A 15,213-nucleotide genomic window follows, 5' to 3' on the forward strand; every position below is an offset into this window, starting at 1 on the left:
GAAAACCGGACGGCGGGCGGGGCGAAGGGGCCTACTGGACGGCCGGCTCCTGCTCGGAGGTGGTGGCCTCGGAGGACTCGGCGCCGGAGTTCTCGAACGAGTGGGTCGGGTTCTCCTGGTCGGTGACCTTGATGTCCGACGGGTTCTCGTTCGGGGGCGAGCAGGCGACCAGGGCGGCTGCGGCGATGGCGGTGGCGGCGACGGCACCGACGAGGCGGTTGCGCATGAGTGGACTCCTTAAAGCGGCATCACGAATGAAAATCTCACGATCATCGTAGTTGATTCTCAGCCGTGCGCGGGAACCAGCGGCCCGATCGCCCCCGAACCGACGCAGACGGAGGTGCCCTCGGGTGCTCCCGAGACGTCGATGCGCAGCGTGTTGCCGCCGCCCGACAGGACCACCCACCGGGTGCGCAGATCATCGTCGACGTCGACGACGGTCGAACCGCCCATCGTCTGCTCCTCGGTTTCGAAGGGGTTGGGCAGGCTCAGACGCAGCTGCGCCGGCGCCGAGGAAATGGCGCGCAACTCCACCACCCAATCACCCAGCTTCGCGATGTCGCGCAGCTCGATCTCCTCCGTGGCCGTGCCATCGGGGCCGACGACGATCTGCGTGCCGCAGGACTCGACGTCGCCCTGCGGAATGCGGGTGATCTCCGCGACGCGCGCGGGCACCAGCTCGCCCGAGTCGTCGAACATCATCGGCTCGTCGGTGACGCGGCCGAACTCGGGGCGCTGCCGTACATCGCGGAACACCTGGGAATACATGTTCTTCGGGTACGCCACCGGCAACAGCACCTCGTAGGGCACCGGCTGGTCGAGGATGACCGGGCCGTCGTCGTTCGCCGCGGCCTGCTCCAACGACGCGGAGGCGGTCTCGAGCCACGCGGCCGTGCCGTCGTCGGCCCAGGCCTTGCGGTAGCCGATGACGGAAATCGTCGACGACACCAGCAGCACCCCGGCCAGCGCGAGCACCCCGTAGCGCGAACGGGCCGGCAGGGGGTTGACGCGGTCCGACCACGACGCCGCCAGCGCGAAACCGGTGACCATCGCAGAGTCGCCGTAGTAATGCAGCGTGCGGGCCAGGACATCCGACGTGTGGTCGCCGGAACGCATGAACGTCACCGACAGCAGCGTCACCGCCAGGTAGGCGGTGGCGATGATCCACGGCATCCAGGCGCGGTAATCGCGGGCGATGATCACCGCCATCGTCAGCAGCACCAGCACGCCGCCGACGCTGACCAGACCCGACGGGGCGTCCGCCCACGGCTGGCCCGGCGCCCATCGATCCCAGAACCACGGGCCGCCCGCCAGGCCCGCCAGGACCTGGCCGAAGCCGCTGAAGAACAGCTCGGCGCGCGGCTCGGAGGACGCCTCGCCGGCGTCGCCCAGGGCCGTGAGCGAGTAGAACAACGCCCACGCGCCGGTGACCAGGCCCAGCGGCAACCAGAGGGCAAGGCCGCGACGCAGCGTCCGGCCGATGGGCCGGCGCTCCATGTAGGCCACCGAGATGGTCACCGCCAGCGCGATGGGGGCGACGGCCAGGGCCTTTTCGAAGAACCCGAGCGCCACGATCAGGCCGACGGTGGCGGCGACGACGGCGCGGGCGGACACGGGGTGGTCCTGCCGCAGGCTCACCCGGACCGCCAGCGCCGTGATGCCGGCCAGCGCCAGCTGCATCGGCAGGGCGTTGGCGGCGGCCGACCACCACGTCGACCCCGGCAGCATCAGCGGAGTCCACGCCACCAGCGCCAGCGCCGCCAGCGCCTGCCACGACCGGCCGGCGATGTAGCGCAGCGCCCGGGCCGTGACGACCGTCACCGCCACCTGGCCCAGCAACATCAACGTGGCGGGCAGCCACCATTTCCAGGGGGCGAGCTCGCTGGCCGCCGCCTGCAGGATGAATGCCAGCGGCGCCAGGTGGCCATCATGCGGCTGCAGGAAGTAGTCCGGCGTCCACCAGTCGGAGTCGGCCGCGGAGCCGACGATGATGAAGTCGTCCCAGTAAAACGTGCGGCCGGCGAGCACCCACACGCGGCCGATCGCCTGGATCACGACGATGACGGCGGCGAGCAGCAGCCACGTCTTGCGTGTGATGCGGGGTTCGGTCTGTGACGACGCTTCGGGCGACGACGCCTCGGAGGAATCCGACGATTCCCGCGAGTCCCGAGAATCCGGTTCTCCCGGCGACCCCGGCGACGCCTGCGTCACCGTCGTCTCCCGTGCCTCCGGAGACTCGGCGACGGCGTCCCCGGAGTCCCCGGTGGTCTGGTCCGCGTGTTCGGTGCTCATAATTCCCCAACCTTAAGGGCGGTCCGCCGGGTGGGGTACCATTCGGTCGAAATGCGCACGGGAGCCCCGGCCGGCCGATTCGGCGACGCGGGGCTGAGAGGAGGGCACGCCACGCGCCCTCGACCGTAGGAACCTGTCCGGATCATGCCGACGAAGGAAGCGATGGAGGTCGTCACATGTCCACCAACCCCAGCAATTCGACCGATGCGGCGAACACCGCCGAGATGAACGTCGACAAGCCGAAGACCGCGAAGAAGCCGCACCGGGCGTGGCGGGTGATCGACATCGTCACCGCCGCCGTCCTGGGTGTGGCCCTCGGCCTGATTTTCGTCGTGTGGAACATCGTCGGCGGCGCGTGGTTCACCGCGGCCGATGCGCTGACACCGGGTCTGGGCGGCCTGGTGGTCGGCCCCTGGCTGCTGGGCGGCGTCATCGGCGGGTTGGTGATCCGCAAGCCGGGCGCTGCCCTGTTCGTGGAGGTCATCGCGGCGACGGTGTCGGCGCTGGTGGGCAACCAGTGGGGCATTTCCACGCTGTACTCGGGCCTGGCGCAGGGCGCGGGCGCGGAGCTGATCTTCCTGCTGTTCGGCTACCGTCGCTTCACCGCGCCGGTGGCCATGCTCGCCGGTGCCGTGGCGGGTGCGGGCGCGTTCACCCTGGAGCTGTTCACGTCGGGCAACCTGGCGCGCACGTGGCAGTTCAACTCGGTGTACCTGACCTGTCTGCTGGTGTCGGGCGCCATCCTCGCCGGCCTGGTCGGGTGGGTGCTGGTGCGCGCGTTGGCGGGCACGGGTGCGCTGGATCGTTTCGCCGCGGGCCGCGAGCGCCGCGGCGAGGTGTAGTCGCACGCGGTAGCCATGGTTTTCATCTCGGCCAGCGGTTTCGGCTGGCGGCATGCTGGGCGGCGTCGCCCGGCGCTTTCCGACGTCGACGTCCGCATCGACGCCGGCGAGAAGGTTCTTCTGCTCGGGCCGTCGGGGGCGGGTAAATCGACGTTGCTGGCGGCCATCGCCGGGGTGCTCGGCGACGACGAGGACGGCGAGGACGCCGGCTCCCTGCTCGTCGACGGGCGTGACCCGGCCGAGGTGCGCGGCGTCGTCGGCCTGGTGCTGCAGGACCCGGACAGTCAGGTCATTTCCGCCCGCGTCGGCGACGACGTCGCGTTCGGCGCGGAGAACCTGGGCGTGCCGCGCGACGAGATCTGGCGGCGGGTCCGGCGGGCGCTGGATCTGGTCGGCCTGGACCTGCCGTTGGGCCATCCGACGAAGAAGTTGTCCGGCGGGCAGAAGCAGCGGCTGGCCTTGGCCGGGGTGCTGGCGATGGGGGCGCGGGTGATCTGCCTGGACGAACCCACCGCCAACATCGATCCGGAGGGCGTGCCGCAGTTGCGCGATGCCGCCATCCGCGCCGCGGAGGCGACGGGGGCGGCGCTGGTCGTCGTCGAGCATCGCGTCGAGGCGTGGGTGGATCACGTCGATCGCATTCTCGTGCTCGATTCGGCCGGGGAGGACCTCGGCTCCACGGTGGTCGCCGATGGTCCGCCGTCGGAGATCCTCGCCCGGTACGGCGATCATCTTCGCGACGCCGGGGTGTGGTTGCCGGGCCCGTCGCCGGAGGTGGGGTCGGCGGTGCCGGTGCCCGCGTCGGGGGAGCCGGCGTTGCGTTTCTCCGACCTCGCCGTCGGGTACGGCGGCGACACTCCGGTGCGCCGGGGAATCGATGCGGCGGTGCCGGCGGGGGCGTCGACGTGCATCGTCGGGCCGAATGGTTCCGGCAAGTCGACGTTGGCGTTGACGATGGGCGGTTTGCTCGAGCCGATGGGCGGTGCCGTCGTCGCGTCGGAGCGCATCGCCCGGGGTGCCGGACCGAATCCGCTGAAGTGGAAGTCGAAGCAGTTGGCGCGGCGCATCGGCAGCGTGTTCCAGGCGCCGGAGCATCAGTTCGTCACCCCCACCGTGCGCGAGGAGCTGGAGTTGGGGCCGAAGCTGCTGGACGACCCCGCCGGCGCGGACCGCGTCGACGAGCTTTTGCAACGACTGCGCCTGACGCACGTGGCCGGGGCGAATCCGTTCACGTTGTCGGGCGGGGAGAAGCGGCGGTTGTCGGTCGCCACGGTGTTGTCCACGGCGCCGTCGATGGTCGTCCTCGACGAGCCGACCTTCGGCCAGGACCGCCGGACGTTCGCGGAGTTGCTGCGGATGTTGCGCGGCCTCGTCGACGAGGGGGTGACGGTCGCGTCGATCACGCATGATCCGCTCGTCGTCGCGGCGATGGGCGACCACGTCATCGATCTGGGCGAGGTGGGGCACCGGTGAATCTGATCGCCAACGTCAATCCCGTCGCCAAGCTGCTGGGCCTGCTGCTGATGACGACCCCTCTGCTGCTGTCGATCGACTGGGTGTCGGCGGCCGTCGCGCTGGCGTGCACGATCGTCGCGGCGCCGTTGTGCGGGGTCGGGCCGAAGCGGCTGGTGCGCCGCGGCTGGCCGATCCTGTTGGCCGCGCCGGTGTCGGGCGTGTCGATGCTGCTGTACGGAAATCCGGAGGGAACCGAGTACTTTTCGTTCCTGCTGGCCACGGTCACGGACAATTCGATTTCGCTGGCCATCGCGATCACGGTGCGCGTGTTGGCGATCGGGTTGCCGGTGGTGGTGCTCACCGCCGACATCGATCCGACGGATTTGGGCGATGGCCTGGCACAGGTGCTGAAGCTGCCGTCGCGGTTCGTGTTGGCGTCGGTGGCCGGCGTGCGGTTGATCACGTTGTTCCTCGACGATTGGCGGGCGTTGACCCGTGCCCGCCGTGCGCGTGGCTTGGGCGATCATGGCCGGATCAGGCGGTTGTTCGGGCAGGTGTTCGCGCTGTTGGTGTTTGCGTTGCGGCGGGGCACGAAGTTGTCGACGGCGATGGAGGCCCGTGGTTTCGGCGCGCCGGGCGAGCGGACTTGGGCGCGGGAGTCGACGTTCGGCGGCCGCGAGTGGGCGGTGCTGGCGGTGTGCGCGCTCATTGCGGCGGCGTCGCTGGGCGTTTCGGTGTGGACCGGCGAGTTCCGGTTCCTGGGGGTCGCGTGATTTTGCTCATCGACGGCCGTTCCGGGTCGGGCAAGACGACGTTCGCGAAGAGGCTTCACGACGTCCTGGGGTGGCCGGTGGTCCACCTGGAGGACGCGTATCCGGGGTGGGGTGGTTTGGCGGCGGCGTCGGCAGCGGTGGCCGAGTCGATGCTCGATCCGGAGGTGGCGGGGTTCCGGCGGTGGGATTGGTACGCGAGCGATTGGGCGGAGTGGGTGGACCTGTCGGAGTTCGCGGCCGCCCGGCCGGTCCGTTCCCTCATCGTCGAGGGCTGTGGGGCCGTGACGGCCGCCAATCTCGCGGCCGCCCGCGCCGCCGGCGACGGTCAGGCGTGGGGAGTGTGGGTCGAGCTCGACGAGCCCACCCGGTACGCCCGGGCGATGGCGCGCGACGAGCATTTCCACGGCTATTGGCGCATGTGGGCGCGGCAGGAGGACGACCACATCGCCCGCCATGATCCGCGGTCCCTCGCGGATTGGACGGTGCATCCGGGGTAGTCGGTCGCGGCGGCGTTGCCCGGTGTTCGAACGGGCGCGGGTCGACCCGGGAGGTCGGTTACCGTGGGGCCATGGTTCGCTTCACGACGCCCCGCCGACGTCGCCGGGCGGCGCGCCACCGCCGTGCTGCCGCGTGGGTGCCGAGGCCGGTGTTCGCCGCCCTGGCCGCGATACCCGGCCTGCTGATGGCCGCGACGCTGGTCGTCGGCGGCATCGTCGCGTGGCGGGATCCGCTGATGCGGCCGCCGAAGCTGCCCAATCGCAGGCCGCCGACATGGGGGTTGCCCGCCGTCGGTACGGCTTATGGTGCGGCCACGGTCGCCGCAGCCGGTGTCGTGGCGCGGGGCGGCGCCACGCCGAGGGGTGGCGCAGCGATGAGAGGCGGCGTCGCGGCGAGAAGCGGCGTCGAGGAAAGTCGGTCGCATCGATCCGCCCATCCCGCCGTCGTGGCCGCCTCCGCGGTAGCCCTGGCCGGGTTGGCCGCCCCCGGCGTCATGCTCCCGATCTTCGACGTCGCCCGCTGCACGTGGGCACGGCGCGACACCGGGCCGGCCCGCACCGTCATCGTCTTGGGCTGCGCGCTGCGCGACGGCCGACCGTCATCTCTGCTGCGGTACCGCCTGGAGCGGGCCGAACGGGTCGCACGGCGCACCCCGGGCCCCGTCACCGTGATCTGCTGCGGGGGAGTCGGCGAAGACGGCGGCCCCTCCGAAGCCGAGGTGATGGGCGACTGGCTCCGCGACCGCGGCATCGCCGACGTCCGACTCGAGCCCCATTCGACGTCGACGCTGGAGAACCTGGCCAACGCCCGACCAATGGTCGAGCGCGGCCCCGTCACCGTGGTCACCAGCGACTTCCACGTGTTCCGGACCGGATCGCTGGCACGCCGGGCGGGCAATGCCCACTGGCGGGTGGAGGGGTCACCCACCCCGCCGCAGTATTGGGCGACGTCGATGCTCCGAGAATTCCTCGCCCTGGGCACATGGTGGCCCGCCCCGGGCATCGTCGCCGGCGCCGCGATTCTCGGCGCCTGGGCGCTCGGAAACGGCGGAAAGACTCGCTGGCCTGCGACGACGGTCATAACGCCACCGCGCAAAGTCTGAGGCGGATGGCGAAAAGGTCGGCGTCGTCAAGCAAAAACCACCCGCACACCACCCGCGGGGGTGAGCTGCGCCACCAAACCCGCCTCGTTAACGCGCGTTAATGGATATGCTCGACCACTGACCGAAAAAAGCCACCGCACGGAGGATCACCCCAATGGCACTTACCCCCGGATTCGACCTGTTCCAGCTGCCGGAAGAGCACCAGGAACTGCGTGCCGTCATCCGCGACCTCGCCGAAAAGGAGATCGCCCCCCACGCCGCCGACGTCGACGAAAACGAGCGCTTCCCGCAGGAAGCCCGCGACGCCCTCGAGGCCGCCGGCTTCGCCGCCATCCACGTCCCCGAAGAGTACGGCGGACAGGGCGCCGACTCCGTCGCCGCCTGCATCGTCATCGAGGAAGTCGCCCGCGTCTGCGGCTCGTCGTCGCTGATCCCGGCCGTCAACAAGCTCGGCACCATGGGCCTGATCCTCAAGGGCTCCGAGGAGCTCAAGAAGCAGGTGCTCCCGGACATCGCCAACGGCAAGATGGCCTCCTACGCCCTGACCGAGCGCGGCGCCGGCTCCGACGCCGCCGGCATGAAGACCCGCGCCGTCCGCGACGGCGACGAGTGGGTCCTCAACGGCTCCAAGTGCTTCATCACCAACGGCGGCATCTCCACCTGGTACACCGTCATGGCCGTCACCGACCCCGACAAGGGCGCCAACGGCATCTCCGCCTTCATGGTCCGCGACGACGACCCCGGCTTCCGCGTCGGCGGCCTCGAGCACAAGATGGGCATCAAGGGCTCGCCGACCGCCGAGCTCTACTTCGAGGACTGCCGCATCCCCGCCGACCGCATGATCGGCGAAGAGGGCACCGGCTTCAAGACCGCCCTCGAGACCCTCGACCACACCCGCCCGACCATCGGCGCGCAGGCCCTCGGCATCGCCCAGGGCGCCTACGACGCCGCGGTGCAGTACGTGCAGGAGCGCGAGCAGTTCGGCAAGCCGATCGCCGCCTTCCAGAACACCCAGTTCATGCTCGCCGACATGCGCACCAAGATCGAGGCCGCCCGCCTGATGGTGTACACCGCCGCGTCCAACGCCGAGCGCGGTTCCGCCGACGGCGGCGGACGCCTCGGCCTGATGGCCGCCGCCGCCAAGGCCTTCGCCTCGGACGTCGCGATGGAGGTCACCACCAACGCCGTGCAGCTCTTCGGCGGCTACGGCTTCACCCGCGACTTCCCGGTCGAGCGCATGATGCGCGACGCCAAGATCACCCAGATCTACGAGGGCACCAACCAGGTCTGCAACATGGTCGTCGGCCGTCAGCTCCTGGCCGAGGGCAAGAACAAGCGCTAACCAGCACAAACAAAACGCCCCCACCATTCCCGGTGGGGGCGTTTCATCGTCTCACACCGACCGCTCATCGCCGTCCGTCCCGCACTGGTCCCGCAGCACATCCCCCAGCAATCCGCCGGCAGCGTCCCGCACCCGCTCATGCTCATCCGGCCACAGGTGCGCGTACGTATCCAGCGTCAGCGTCGCCGACGCGTGCCCCAACATCGCCTGCACCGCCTTCACCCCCATCCCGCGGCGAATCAGCGACGACGCATACAGGTGTCGGAGGTCATGGAACCGCGGCCCCCCGAGTGCCTTCATCGCGTGGGAGATGTGCTCCGATGTCCACCCTCGACCCGTCGGCGTCCGGAAAAGCACATCATCCGCATCTGCCGGGTGCGCCAGCATGTGGCCCGCCAGCCGTACCTTCATCGCTGGAGGAATCGGGATAGACCGCCGGGCAGCCGCCGATTTCAGCGGTGCCCACTCCGGCTCCCGCCCCTCACGCTTGACCACCGACTGCTCCACGACATGCACCACCATTCCCCGCAGATCGACACTTCGTGGCCGCAGGCCCCCGACCTCACCCGCCCGCATCCCGGTGCACGCGGCGAGCATAATCATCGTCGCTAGAACCTCCCGCCCCGACTCGTCCGCACGACGAATCGCCGCCGCTACCGACTCGACCGTCGGTAGCTTCGCCGGGTCAATCGACGACGACGCCCGAGGCCCACGCACCCGGCTGGTCGGCGACGCCAGCAGCAGCTGATCATCAACGGCCATGCCGAAGCACCCAACGAGCTGCCCCCACCACGCGGCCCGCGTGTTCTCTGCAAGCCCTACGCACCCATCGACCCACGGGCGACCATCACGCAGATGCACGAGCCACGTGCGCAGCATCGCCGCGTTGATGCGGGTGATCTGCACGCCGTACAAGTCTCCGAGGTTCTTGCCGACGCGGTGCCTCACCGCCCGGGTTCCGTCCGTCGATGCTGCTTTCTCCCATGACACCCAGAGCTGGCCGAGCGTCGGCGCGTCGCTGGCGTTCACCCATTCGCCGCGGCGCATTTCACGTTCACGCTCGTGCTCCCATGCGGCGGCTTCACGGCGGGTGTCGAACGTGCGGGACCGCTCCCGGCCGGCGGGGTCACGGTACCGGCCCACCCACCGGATCTTCCCGTTGCGGATTCGTTTCTGCGGCATGGGTACGCTTCTCCTTGCTGCCCCTACGTGGGGCGGTAGTCCCGGCCCTGCCGCGCATCGCTGTCCAGGCATGCGGCAGGGCCGGGTTCTTCGTTGGCGGGCTAGTCGAAAAGGGTTTGACCGAGCCGGACCGCGGTTCCTTGCTGGTGCCCGCCCGTGATGAAGGCCGCAGCGCAGACGTACTCGACATCATCCATCTGAGTGCCGTTCGGCACCTTGTAAGAAGCCCGTGCCTCGACGACGTACATCGCGTGATTCTCTTCGGCGCCGCGATCTTCGAGGGCGACGTCCGTCAGTTCGACGTCGCCGTCGGGGACGCGCACCTTGTCGACGAGCTCCTTCTTGCACATCTCGATGGAGGCGTCCTCCACTTCGGCCATGGTCATGTCGGCGACGGGGCTGTTGCCGCCGATGACGTTGGCGTCTTCCGTGTCGGCCCGGTCGGGGGCTTGCTCGGCGTCCGCTCCGGCGCAGCCGGCCAGTGCGAGCGCCGCGGCTGCGGCGATCACGGTGAGCTTTTTCATGCTGCTCGTGTCCTTTCGTAGAGGGATTGCCACACCTGGAGGATGTGGAGGGTGACGCCGAGCTCGCGGGCGATGGCCCCGGGGTGGGGGCCGTAGAGCGCTTCCGCCGCGGCGTAGGCGTCTTCGGTGATCAGCCACCGCGCTGCGGTGATGTCCGCCGCCCGCTCCATCCGGGCGTCCGCCCATCCGATGCCCGTGGGCTCGTCGCCGGCCATGGCGTGGGCGAGTTCATGCGCCAGGGTGCAGCGGTAGCGGGTGGGGCCGAGATCGCAGCGGATGCTGATCGTGCGGGTCTGGTGGACGTACCGGCCTTTCGGCCCCGCGGCGTGCGATTCGACGCGGGCACCGATGGCGGCGGCTAGGTCGTGCAGGTCATCAATCGTCAAACTCGATGTCCTCCTCCGGATGATCGGGGCTGGAGTCAGCCACGTACGGGAGGTCATCGTCGGACACCGCCCGGATCGCGGGGGTGTCGTCAGAGCGTCGCGGCAGGTCGAGGACATCGGCGTCGGGGTTGATCTGCTCATCACCCATCCCGAAGAGGTACGTGGCTTCGGGTCCGCTGCGGCGGAGGATTTCGCGCAATATCTGCTGATTGGTTGCTTCCTCCAAAGGAGTTCCCGTACGGACCTGTTGAAGCTTGGCTTCCTTTTCAGTGATGAACTCGGCCTCCACCAGTGCTTCGAGGACATTTGCCCCGTACGCGCGGGCGACTTTCACCACGAAGTCCGGGGCGGCGCGTGCCCCGTCTTTCCATCGGGTGATGTTGCTTTTCGAGATGCCGATCTGATTTGCGGCGTCGAGCTGAGACTGCTCGCCCATCAACCCTTGCATGTATTTCCACCATCGCGTTTCGGTCATGCCACCAGCATAGTTGCAGGGTTGCAACTGCGCAAGTCATTCCAGCAATGCAACTTGGGGTTGCATAGTTCAAACCTGCTGTGCTAGCTTCGGTTCCAGCGAAGGAACATCGGGTTCCACCGCAAGAACCAGGAGGACGGATGCACACGGTCAAGACCACCCGCGTCCGCGGCGAATGGGTCGATGAACTGCTCAAGGCTTACGGCACCGTCACTGCCGTGGCTGCCGAGATGGGCGTGGATAAGTCCACTGCCTCTCGGTGGCTCGCCGGAGATGGCGAGGCTACTGGCCGCTTCATCGGGACGGTCCTGCTGACTTTTCCCGTCAGCTTCGACGACGCCTTTGTCGTCACCGAAGAGATCGCCCAGCGTCGCAAGGCCCGCGTCTACCGGCACGCCACCGGCGTCGCCGCGTAGCCGAGACAAAAAGAAAATCCCCGCCGTCCGCGGTAACGGACGACGGGGAACAAGAAAAACCCAACACGAAGGAGTGTACACGATGTCTTCCATCGTCACCATCCCGTTCCACGGGAACCAGGTCCAGGCCGTTGATGTTGACGGCACCCCGCATGTGGTGTTCCGCCCGCTGGTCGAATCCATCGGACTCGACTACCGCAGCCAGTCGCGCCGACTGTCCGGCAAGTCCTGGGCAGGCATGGTCAAGATGACCATCCCTTCGAAGGGAGGGCCGCAGGAGACGACCGTCATTGATGTTCGGACTCTCACGATGTGGCTCGCCACCATCGACGAGAACCGAGTGTCCGATGAGGCCCGCCCGCTCGTGGTCGCGTACCAGGCGGAGATCGCCGACGTCATCGAGTCGTACTGGACGCAGGGCGGAGCGATCAACCCCCGCGCCGACGAGCACCAGATGAACGCCCTCATCTTCCAGGCCCGCGCCCAGATGGAACTCGCCCAGGCCGCACGCGGCCTGATCCACCCCGACCACCTCGAAGCCCGCGCCCGCATCATCCTCGCCCGCGGACTCGGCGAAGCCTCCGAACTCGACCCCGCGTCGCGCCCCCTGTACGCACAGGAATTCCTCAAGGAAAAGAACCTGTCGAAGAAGCAGATGGCCGCGAAGGCCGGCGTGTTCGGCAAGCGGCTGAAGAAGGCCTACGTCGAGAAGCATGGGCGGGAGCCGGAGAAGTACGACCTCAACGTCTCCAACGGGCAGGTGAGGCGGGTCAACGGCTACACGGAGGCCGACCGGCCCCTGATGGAGAAGGTTTGGGACACCTACTTCGCCGAGGTGCCCGCGTGATGGTGGGCGAATCGTCACTGTGACGTTTTTGGCCTAGGCCCGGGTATTGGCGGGCGTGGGGATTCGATGGCCCCGCTAGGCACTGACCGGCCGATGGTGGCCGGGGTGATGTTTGAGAACTGAATAGAGGAGAGCGCTGGCGCGATTTACCGCGGCTATTGGCCCCCTGAACTGCACCAAGGGTGGCACGCGGTGGGCGTTGGAACCGTCCCGAGGGTCGCGCCCGGGACGTGGTAACCGTCAGCGCGAACACAAATCCAAGCCCGCGCATTGGGCCCCACGCGGGAGTGGGGCGCGGTTCGAGTCCGCACGCGGGCACCAGGGGCGGGGCTTCCCCAAGTCAGGAGCCCTCCTGGTTCACCCCGGCTCACTAGGCGCAACCCGCGCCACCGGGCCCCCGCCCCTCCAATCGTGCGTCAAGCGGGAAGTTCGACCCCGTCAAGCAAGCCACCACAGGCCCCTTCCCCCTTTCTGCGAGGGGCCGGCACGCTGCGCACACCAAACCAAGAAGAAGCCCCGCACCGGTGCCACGGCGCGGGGCGATCGATTCCCTACCAAAGGAGATCACCGTGAATCCTACCATTCTCGCCGGGCTGCCCGGCACGATCACCGCTCGCCCCGGCGGGTACGTCGCCGTCCACCCCGCCGGGCACACGAGCCACGGGCCGCTTCCGACCATGGCCGACGCCGTCGACGCCCTCGACCACCTCACCCGCACCGGCATGTGGCCGGAGGTGGCGGCATGAGCAACATGTTCCGCCCCGACCCGGAGACGCTGCAATGGGTGCACGACCTGCTCCGCCGGTACGAGTACCCGGGTGAGCCCGCCGCATCGCTGACCCGCGCCCGCCGCATCATCCGCGACCAAGCCGACACCTACGGAATCGAGGTCACCGAATGAGGCCTTCGACTGATGAGCGGGTCGCCGTGAAGATCGACGGCCTCGTGCAGCAGGCGCTCCCGGCTCTGCATGACGCCGCGTGCCTCGGTATCGACGGCCCCCGCGCTGATCACATCCGCGCCGTCATCACGGCGCACCTCACCGCCCTGCCGGGCATCGTCACCGCCACGCGGGACGACACCACCGGCTGGGCCGACGACTTCTACCAGGAGGACTGACATGGCCACGATTGAGCCGTACATGACCGGCCCCGAAATCTGCGAGTACCTGCGGATCGACTCCTCCCAGCTGTCCCGCATGGCCCGCCGGGAGACAAACCGGTTGCCCGCCACCAAGCACCTCGGCATGGGCTGGCGCGCCCGCCGCACCGACCTCGACGAATGGATGACCCGCCAGGAGGTGGCGGCGTGAATCGGCACGAGATCACCGAGGACGACCTGGCCCTGGCCTACGCGGTGGGTGTGATGGAGCGGCCCCGCCCGCCGCGCTGGTGGACGATCACCAAGATCGTCGTCGCCACGATCATTGCGTGCGCGGTTGTGCTGTGGATCGGCCACCAAGCCGACCAGCACCTCCGCGCGGCCTTGGATGCGGGGTGGGGATGATGACCACCACCCCGACCCCGACGTCCCTGTGCGTCGTCCGCCAACCGGCGAAGCCAGGCACCGACGAATGGGCTCGCCTGGTCACCGCGTCGAAAGTCGCCGGCATCGTCGGCGAAAGCCACTGGGCCACCCCCTACAGCGTGTGGAACACCATGAACGGCATCCGCATCGACGAGCCCGGCATGGAAGACCGGTTCCTCACCGGCCACGCCATGGAGCACGCCCTGGCGTACTGGTGGGCCGAGCGCAATCCCGAGTGGCGTCTGTCGCGCGGAGAGGTGCAGGTGCAGAATCCGCACCTCGGGTTCGACAACGCGGCGACGCTCGACCGGGTAGCCACCATGGTCAACCGCTCCCGCGGGCCCCGGTTTTCCAGGTGTGTGCAGTTCAAGACGGTGCGGGACTGGGAGGAATTCCAGAACCTCACCGCCGAGACGCTGCCGGTGGACTGGCTGATCCAGGAGACCTGGGAAATGCTGATCTCCGGCCTGACCCAGTACCCGGCGATCATCGTCGTCGCCGGACCGTACTACGAGTGGCGCGAATTCGAGGTGCCGTACGTGGCCGACTTCGCCGCGGACCTCGTCGCCAGCGTCCACGCGTTCATCGCGACGCTCGACGGGCAACCGCCGACGCCGACGGCGCCGAATGACTACCGCATCGCGAAGCTCCGGCACCCGGACATTGACGACGACGCCGCCCCGGTGGCCGTCGACGCTGATCTCGCCGCCGCGTGGGATCGGGCGAAAACCGCGTCGAAGGACGCCTCCGCCGCCAAACGCGCCGCAGACAAGGACGCGGAGATCGCCGGAGCGCGGCTGCTGGAGGAGATGGGCCGCGCGGCCGTCGCCATCGACCCCGATGGGCATGTCCTCGCCAAGCGCGTCGCTACGAAACGAGGCGTGCAGCTGCGGCACGTGCCGCTGCCGAAGGCGGTGGCGGCGTGACGACGAATCCGCAGATCCTCGATGGCGTGTGGCGCATCTACACCGCTGTCGGTGAGCCGGTCGTGCACCCGTCGCTGCTCGGCTCCCTGCGCCGGGGCGGGTGGGTGCAGATGTCCGGCCCCATCCGCCTGACCGAGAAGGGACGTCAGCTCGTGCAGTCCCTGGAAGCGGCGCACACCAAGTGCGGTATGCCGCTGCCGGCGGGCCGCACGGGAGGTGACGTCTGATGGGCCGAAAGATCCGCGAGGGACACCACGCCCTCCGCGCCCGGTCGCGCGGTGATGCGCTGCGCAAGCTGGGTAATCCGCTGCCGGGCACGTTCGTGCGGGTGGAGCCGCAGCTGGCTGTGTACGCGGCGACGGTGTTTCCGCTGGCGGCGGCCGCGTTCAGCGACGACCAGGTCGACGCCGTGCTTCATGCGGTGCTCCCGCACCGCGCGGACTGGCAGATCATCCGCAAGCAGGGCGGGGCGATCCGCGAGGTGCGGATTGCGCTGCAGGACGGGTCGTACCACCGCGCCAGGCCGGGGGACGTACTGATCACCACCAGCAACCGCGACCGCTTCGCAGTGCTGCCCCCGGAGGTCGCCGCGACGTTGCTGACCCGCACCCCGATCACCAGCTAGG

Annotated in this window: 22 protein-coding genes; 16 read left to right on the forward strand and 6 right to left on the reverse strand. The window is 69.0% G+C overall.

The window, feature by feature from the left end; translation table 11 throughout:
* Positions 1-31: 31 nt before the first annotated feature.
* Positions 32-226 carry a hypothetical protein gene (locus CFREN_RS04030; RefSeq protein WP_070523738.1) on the reverse strand — a complete coding sequence of 65 codons (195 nt, stop codon included), beginning with the start codon at positions 224-226 and terminating at the stop codon, positions 32-34.
* Positions 227-285: 59 nt separating this feature from the next.
* The gene (locus tag CFREN_RS04035) at positions 286-2,292 is read right to left on the reverse strand and encodes a hypothetical protein (protein WP_209653707.1); all 2,007 of its coding nucleotides are present in this window, start codon (positions 2,290-2,292) and stop codon (positions 286-288) included.
* Positions 2,293-2,516: 224 nt separating this feature from the next.
* Here CFREN_RS04035 and CFREN_RS04040 point away from each other — a divergent pair, with 224 nt between their 5' ends.
* The 6 genes from CFREN_RS04040 to CFREN_RS04065 all read left to right on the forward strand — a co-directional run bounded on the left by CFREN_RS04040 (position 2,517) and on the right by CFREN_RS04065 (position 8,304).
* Positions 2,517-3,134, forward strand: a complete 618-nt coding sequence (locus CFREN_RS04040) for an ECF transporter S component (protein ID WP_209654737.1) — start codon at positions 2,517-2,519, stop codon at positions 3,132-3,134.
* 15 nt (positions 3,135-3,149) lie between these two features.
* A complete protein-coding gene (locus CFREN_RS04045) occupies positions 3,150-4,607 on the forward strand; it encodes an ABC transporter ATP-binding protein (RefSeq protein ID WP_209653705.1) in 1,458 nt (485 codons plus the stop codon).
* Complete coding sequence (locus tag CFREN_RS04050; RefSeq protein ID WP_035122453.1) at positions 4,604-5,362, forward strand: energy-coupling factor transporter transmembrane component T family protein; 759 nt, start codon at positions 4,604-4,606, stop codon at positions 5,360-5,362. Before CFREN_RS04045 ends, CFREN_RS04050 begins: the two co-directional genes overlap by 4 nt.
* The gene (locus CFREN_RS04055; RefSeq protein ID WP_209653703.1) at positions 5,359-5,859 is read left to right on the forward strand and encodes a nucleoside/nucleotide kinase family protein; all 501 of its coding nucleotides are present in this window, start codon (positions 5,359-5,361) and stop codon (positions 5,857-5,859) included. The genes CFREN_RS04050 and CFREN_RS04055 overlap by 4 nt, the downstream gene beginning before the upstream one ends.
* 71 nt (positions 5,860-5,930) lie before the next feature.
* Complete coding sequence (locus CFREN_RS04060) at positions 5,931-6,962, forward strand: YdcF family protein (protein WP_083291725.1); 1,032 nt, start codon at positions 5,931-5,933, stop codon at positions 6,960-6,962.
* Positions 6,963-7,116: 154 nt separating this feature from the next.
* Complete coding sequence (locus CFREN_RS04065) at positions 7,117-8,304, forward strand: acyl-CoA dehydrogenase family protein (protein WP_209653701.1); 1,188 nt, start codon at positions 7,117-7,119, stop codon at positions 8,302-8,304.
* A 51-nt stretch (positions 8,305-8,355) separates the two neighbouring features.
* Here CFREN_RS04065 and CFREN_RS04070 read toward each other — a convergent pair whose 3' ends face one another.
* From CFREN_RS04070 to CFREN_RS04085, 4 genes are all read right to left on the reverse strand, one after another.
* The gene (locus CFREN_RS04070; RefSeq protein ID WP_209653698.1) at positions 8,356-9,486 is read right to left on the reverse strand and encodes a tyrosine-type recombinase/integrase; all 1,131 of its coding nucleotides are present in this window, start codon (positions 9,484-9,486) and stop codon (positions 8,356-8,358) included.
* Positions 9,487-9,587: 101 nt separating this feature from the next.
* Positions 9,588-10,010, reverse strand: coding sequence for a hypothetical protein (locus tag CFREN_RS04075; protein WP_209653696.1), 423 nt, complete (start codon positions 10,008-10,010; stop codon positions 9,588-9,590).
* Positions 10,007-10,396, reverse strand: a complete 390-nt coding sequence (locus CFREN_RS04080; RefSeq protein ID WP_209653694.1) for an ImmA/IrrE family metallo-endopeptidase — start codon at positions 10,394-10,396, stop codon at positions 10,007-10,009. Before CFREN_RS04080 ends, CFREN_RS04075 begins: the two co-directional genes overlap by 4 nt.
* Entirely contained in the window at positions 10,386-10,871 is a 486-nt protein-coding gene (locus tag CFREN_RS04085) for a helix-turn-helix domain-containing protein (RefSeq protein ID WP_209653692.1), read from the reverse strand. The genes CFREN_RS04080 and CFREN_RS04085 overlap by 11 nt, the downstream gene beginning before the upstream one ends.
* A gap of 140 nt (positions 10,872-11,011) precedes the next feature.
* On the opposite strand from CFREN_RS04085, the gene CFREN_RS04090 reads away from it, so the two are divergent.
* The 10 genes from CFREN_RS04090 (at position 11,012) to CFREN_RS04135 (ending at position 15,212) form a co-directional block, all read left to right on the forward strand.
* Positions 11,012-11,287, forward strand: coding sequence for a helix-turn-helix domain-containing protein (locus tag CFREN_RS04090; protein ID WP_209653690.1), 276 nt, complete (start codon positions 11,012-11,014; stop codon positions 11,285-11,287).
* Positions 11,288-11,369: 82 nt separating this feature from the next.
* Entirely contained in the window at positions 11,370-12,134 is a 765-nt protein-coding gene (locus CFREN_RS04095) for a phage antirepressor N-terminal domain-containing protein (RefSeq protein WP_209653687.1), read from the forward strand.
* A 569-nt stretch (positions 12,135-12,703) separates the two neighbouring features.
* Complete coding sequence (locus tag CFREN_RS04100) at positions 12,704-12,880, forward strand: hypothetical protein (RefSeq protein WP_209653685.1); 177 nt, start codon at positions 12,704-12,706, stop codon at positions 12,878-12,880.
* Positions 12,877-13,035 (forward strand): hypothetical protein, encoded by a 159-nt coding sequence (locus tag CFREN_RS04105; RefSeq protein ID WP_209653683.1) that lies wholly within the window; start codon positions 12,877-12,879, stop codon positions 13,033-13,035. Before CFREN_RS04100 ends, CFREN_RS04105 begins: the two co-directional genes overlap by 4 nt.
* The gene (locus tag CFREN_RS04110) at positions 13,032-13,253 is read left to right on the forward strand and encodes a hypothetical protein (protein WP_209653681.1); all 222 of its coding nucleotides are present in this window, start codon (positions 13,032-13,034) and stop codon (positions 13,251-13,253) included. The genes CFREN_RS04105 and CFREN_RS04110 overlap by 4 nt, the downstream gene beginning before the upstream one ends.
* Position 13,254: 1 nt before the next feature.
* Complete coding sequence (locus tag CFREN_RS04115; RefSeq protein WP_209653679.1) at positions 13,255-13,446, forward strand: helix-turn-helix domain-containing protein; 192 nt, start codon at positions 13,255-13,257, stop codon at positions 13,444-13,446.
* Positions 13,443-13,640 carry a hypothetical protein gene (locus tag CFREN_RS04120; RefSeq protein WP_209653676.1) on the forward strand — a complete coding sequence of 66 codons (198 nt, stop codon included), beginning with the start codon at positions 13,443-13,445 and terminating at the stop codon, positions 13,638-13,640. The genes CFREN_RS04115 and CFREN_RS04120 overlap by 4 nt, the downstream gene beginning before the upstream one ends.
* On the forward strand, positions 13,640-14,587 hold the full coding sequence (locus CFREN_RS04125; protein ID WP_209653674.1) for a hypothetical protein: 948 nt from the start codon (positions 13,640-13,642) through the stop codon (positions 14,585-14,587). Before CFREN_RS04120 ends, CFREN_RS04125 begins: the two co-directional genes overlap by 1 nt.
* The gene (locus CFREN_RS04130; RefSeq protein ID WP_209653664.1) at positions 14,584-14,814 is read left to right on the forward strand and encodes a hypothetical protein; all 231 of its coding nucleotides are present in this window, start codon (positions 14,584-14,586) and stop codon (positions 14,812-14,814) included. Before CFREN_RS04125 ends, CFREN_RS04130 begins: the two co-directional genes overlap by 4 nt.
* On the forward strand, positions 14,814-15,212 hold the full coding sequence (locus CFREN_RS04135; protein ID WP_209653661.1) for a hypothetical protein: 399 nt from the start codon (positions 14,814-14,816) through the stop codon (positions 15,210-15,212). The genes CFREN_RS04130 and CFREN_RS04135 overlap by 1 nt, the downstream gene beginning before the upstream one ends.
* Position 15,213 lies beyond the last annotated feature (1 nt).

The organism is Corynebacterium freneyi (assembly GCF_030408835.1).
In the GTDB taxonomy this organism is placed as follows: Bacteria; Actinomycetota; Actinomycetes; order Mycobacteriales; family Mycobacteriaceae; genus Corynebacterium; species Corynebacterium freneyi.

Excerpts from the sequence above, each read along its gene's own strand:
- CFREN_RS04115 (WP_209653679.1), top strand. The coding sequence starts at position 13,255 with ATGGCCACGATTGAGCCGTACATGACCGGCCCCGAAATCTGCGAGTAC.
- CFREN_RS04045 (WP_209653705.1), top strand. The coding sequence starts at position 3,150 with ATGGTTTTCATCTCGGCCAGCGGTTTCGGCTGGCGGCATGCTGGGCGG.
- CFREN_RS04065 (WP_209653701.1), top strand. The coding sequence starts at position 7,117 with ATGGCACTTACCCCCGGATTCGACCTGTTCCAGCTGCCGGAAGAGCAC.
- CFREN_RS04085 (WP_209653692.1), bottom strand. The coding sequence starts at position 10,871 with ATGACCGAAACGCGATGGTGGAAATACATGCAAGGGTTGATGGGCGAG.
- CFREN_RS04135 (WP_209653661.1), top strand. The coding sequence starts at position 14,814 with ATGGGCCGAAAGATCCGCGAGGGACACCACGCCCTCCGCGCCCGGTCG.
- CFREN_RS04035 (WP_209653707.1), bottom strand. The coding sequence starts at position 2,292 with ATGAGCACCGAACACGCGGACCAGACCACCGGGGACTCCGGGGACGCC.
- CFREN_RS04110 (WP_209653681.1), top strand. The coding sequence starts at position 13,032 with ATGAGGCCTTCGACTGATGAGCGGGTCGCCGTGAAGATCGACGGCCTC.
- CFREN_RS04030 (WP_070523738.1), bottom strand. The coding sequence starts at position 226 with ATGCGCAACCGCCTCGTCGGTGCCGTCGCCGCCACCGCCATCGCCGCA.
- CFREN_RS04090 (WP_209653690.1), top strand. The coding sequence starts at position 11,012 with ATGCACACGGTCAAGACCACCCGCGTCCGCGGCGAATGGGTCGATGAA.
- CFREN_RS04070 (WP_209653698.1), bottom strand. The coding sequence starts at position 9,486 with ATGCCGCAGAAACGAATCCGCAACGGGAAGATCCGGTGGGTGGGCCGG.
- CFREN_RS04060 (WP_083291725.1), top strand. The coding sequence starts at position 5,931 with ATGGTTCGCTTCACGACGCCCCGCCGACGTCGCCGGGCGGCGCGCCAC.
- CFREN_RS04105 (WP_209653683.1), top strand. The coding sequence starts at position 12,877 with ATGAGCAACATGTTCCGCCCCGACCCGGAGACGCTGCAATGGGTGCAC.
- CFREN_RS04095 (WP_209653687.1), top strand. The coding sequence starts at position 11,370 with ATGTCTTCCATCGTCACCATCCCGTTCCACGGGAACCAGGTCCAGGCC.
- CFREN_RS04040 (WP_209654737.1), top strand. The coding sequence starts at position 2,517 with ATGAACGTCGACAAGCCGAAGACCGCGAAGAAGCCGCACCGGGCGTGG.
- CFREN_RS04125 (WP_209653674.1), top strand. The coding sequence starts at position 13,640 with ATGACCACCACCCCGACCCCGACGTCCCTGTGCGTCGTCCGCCAACCG.
- CFREN_RS04075 (WP_209653696.1), bottom strand. The coding sequence starts at position 10,010 with ATGAAAAAGCTCACCGTGATCGCCGCAGCCGCGGCGCTCGCACTGGCC.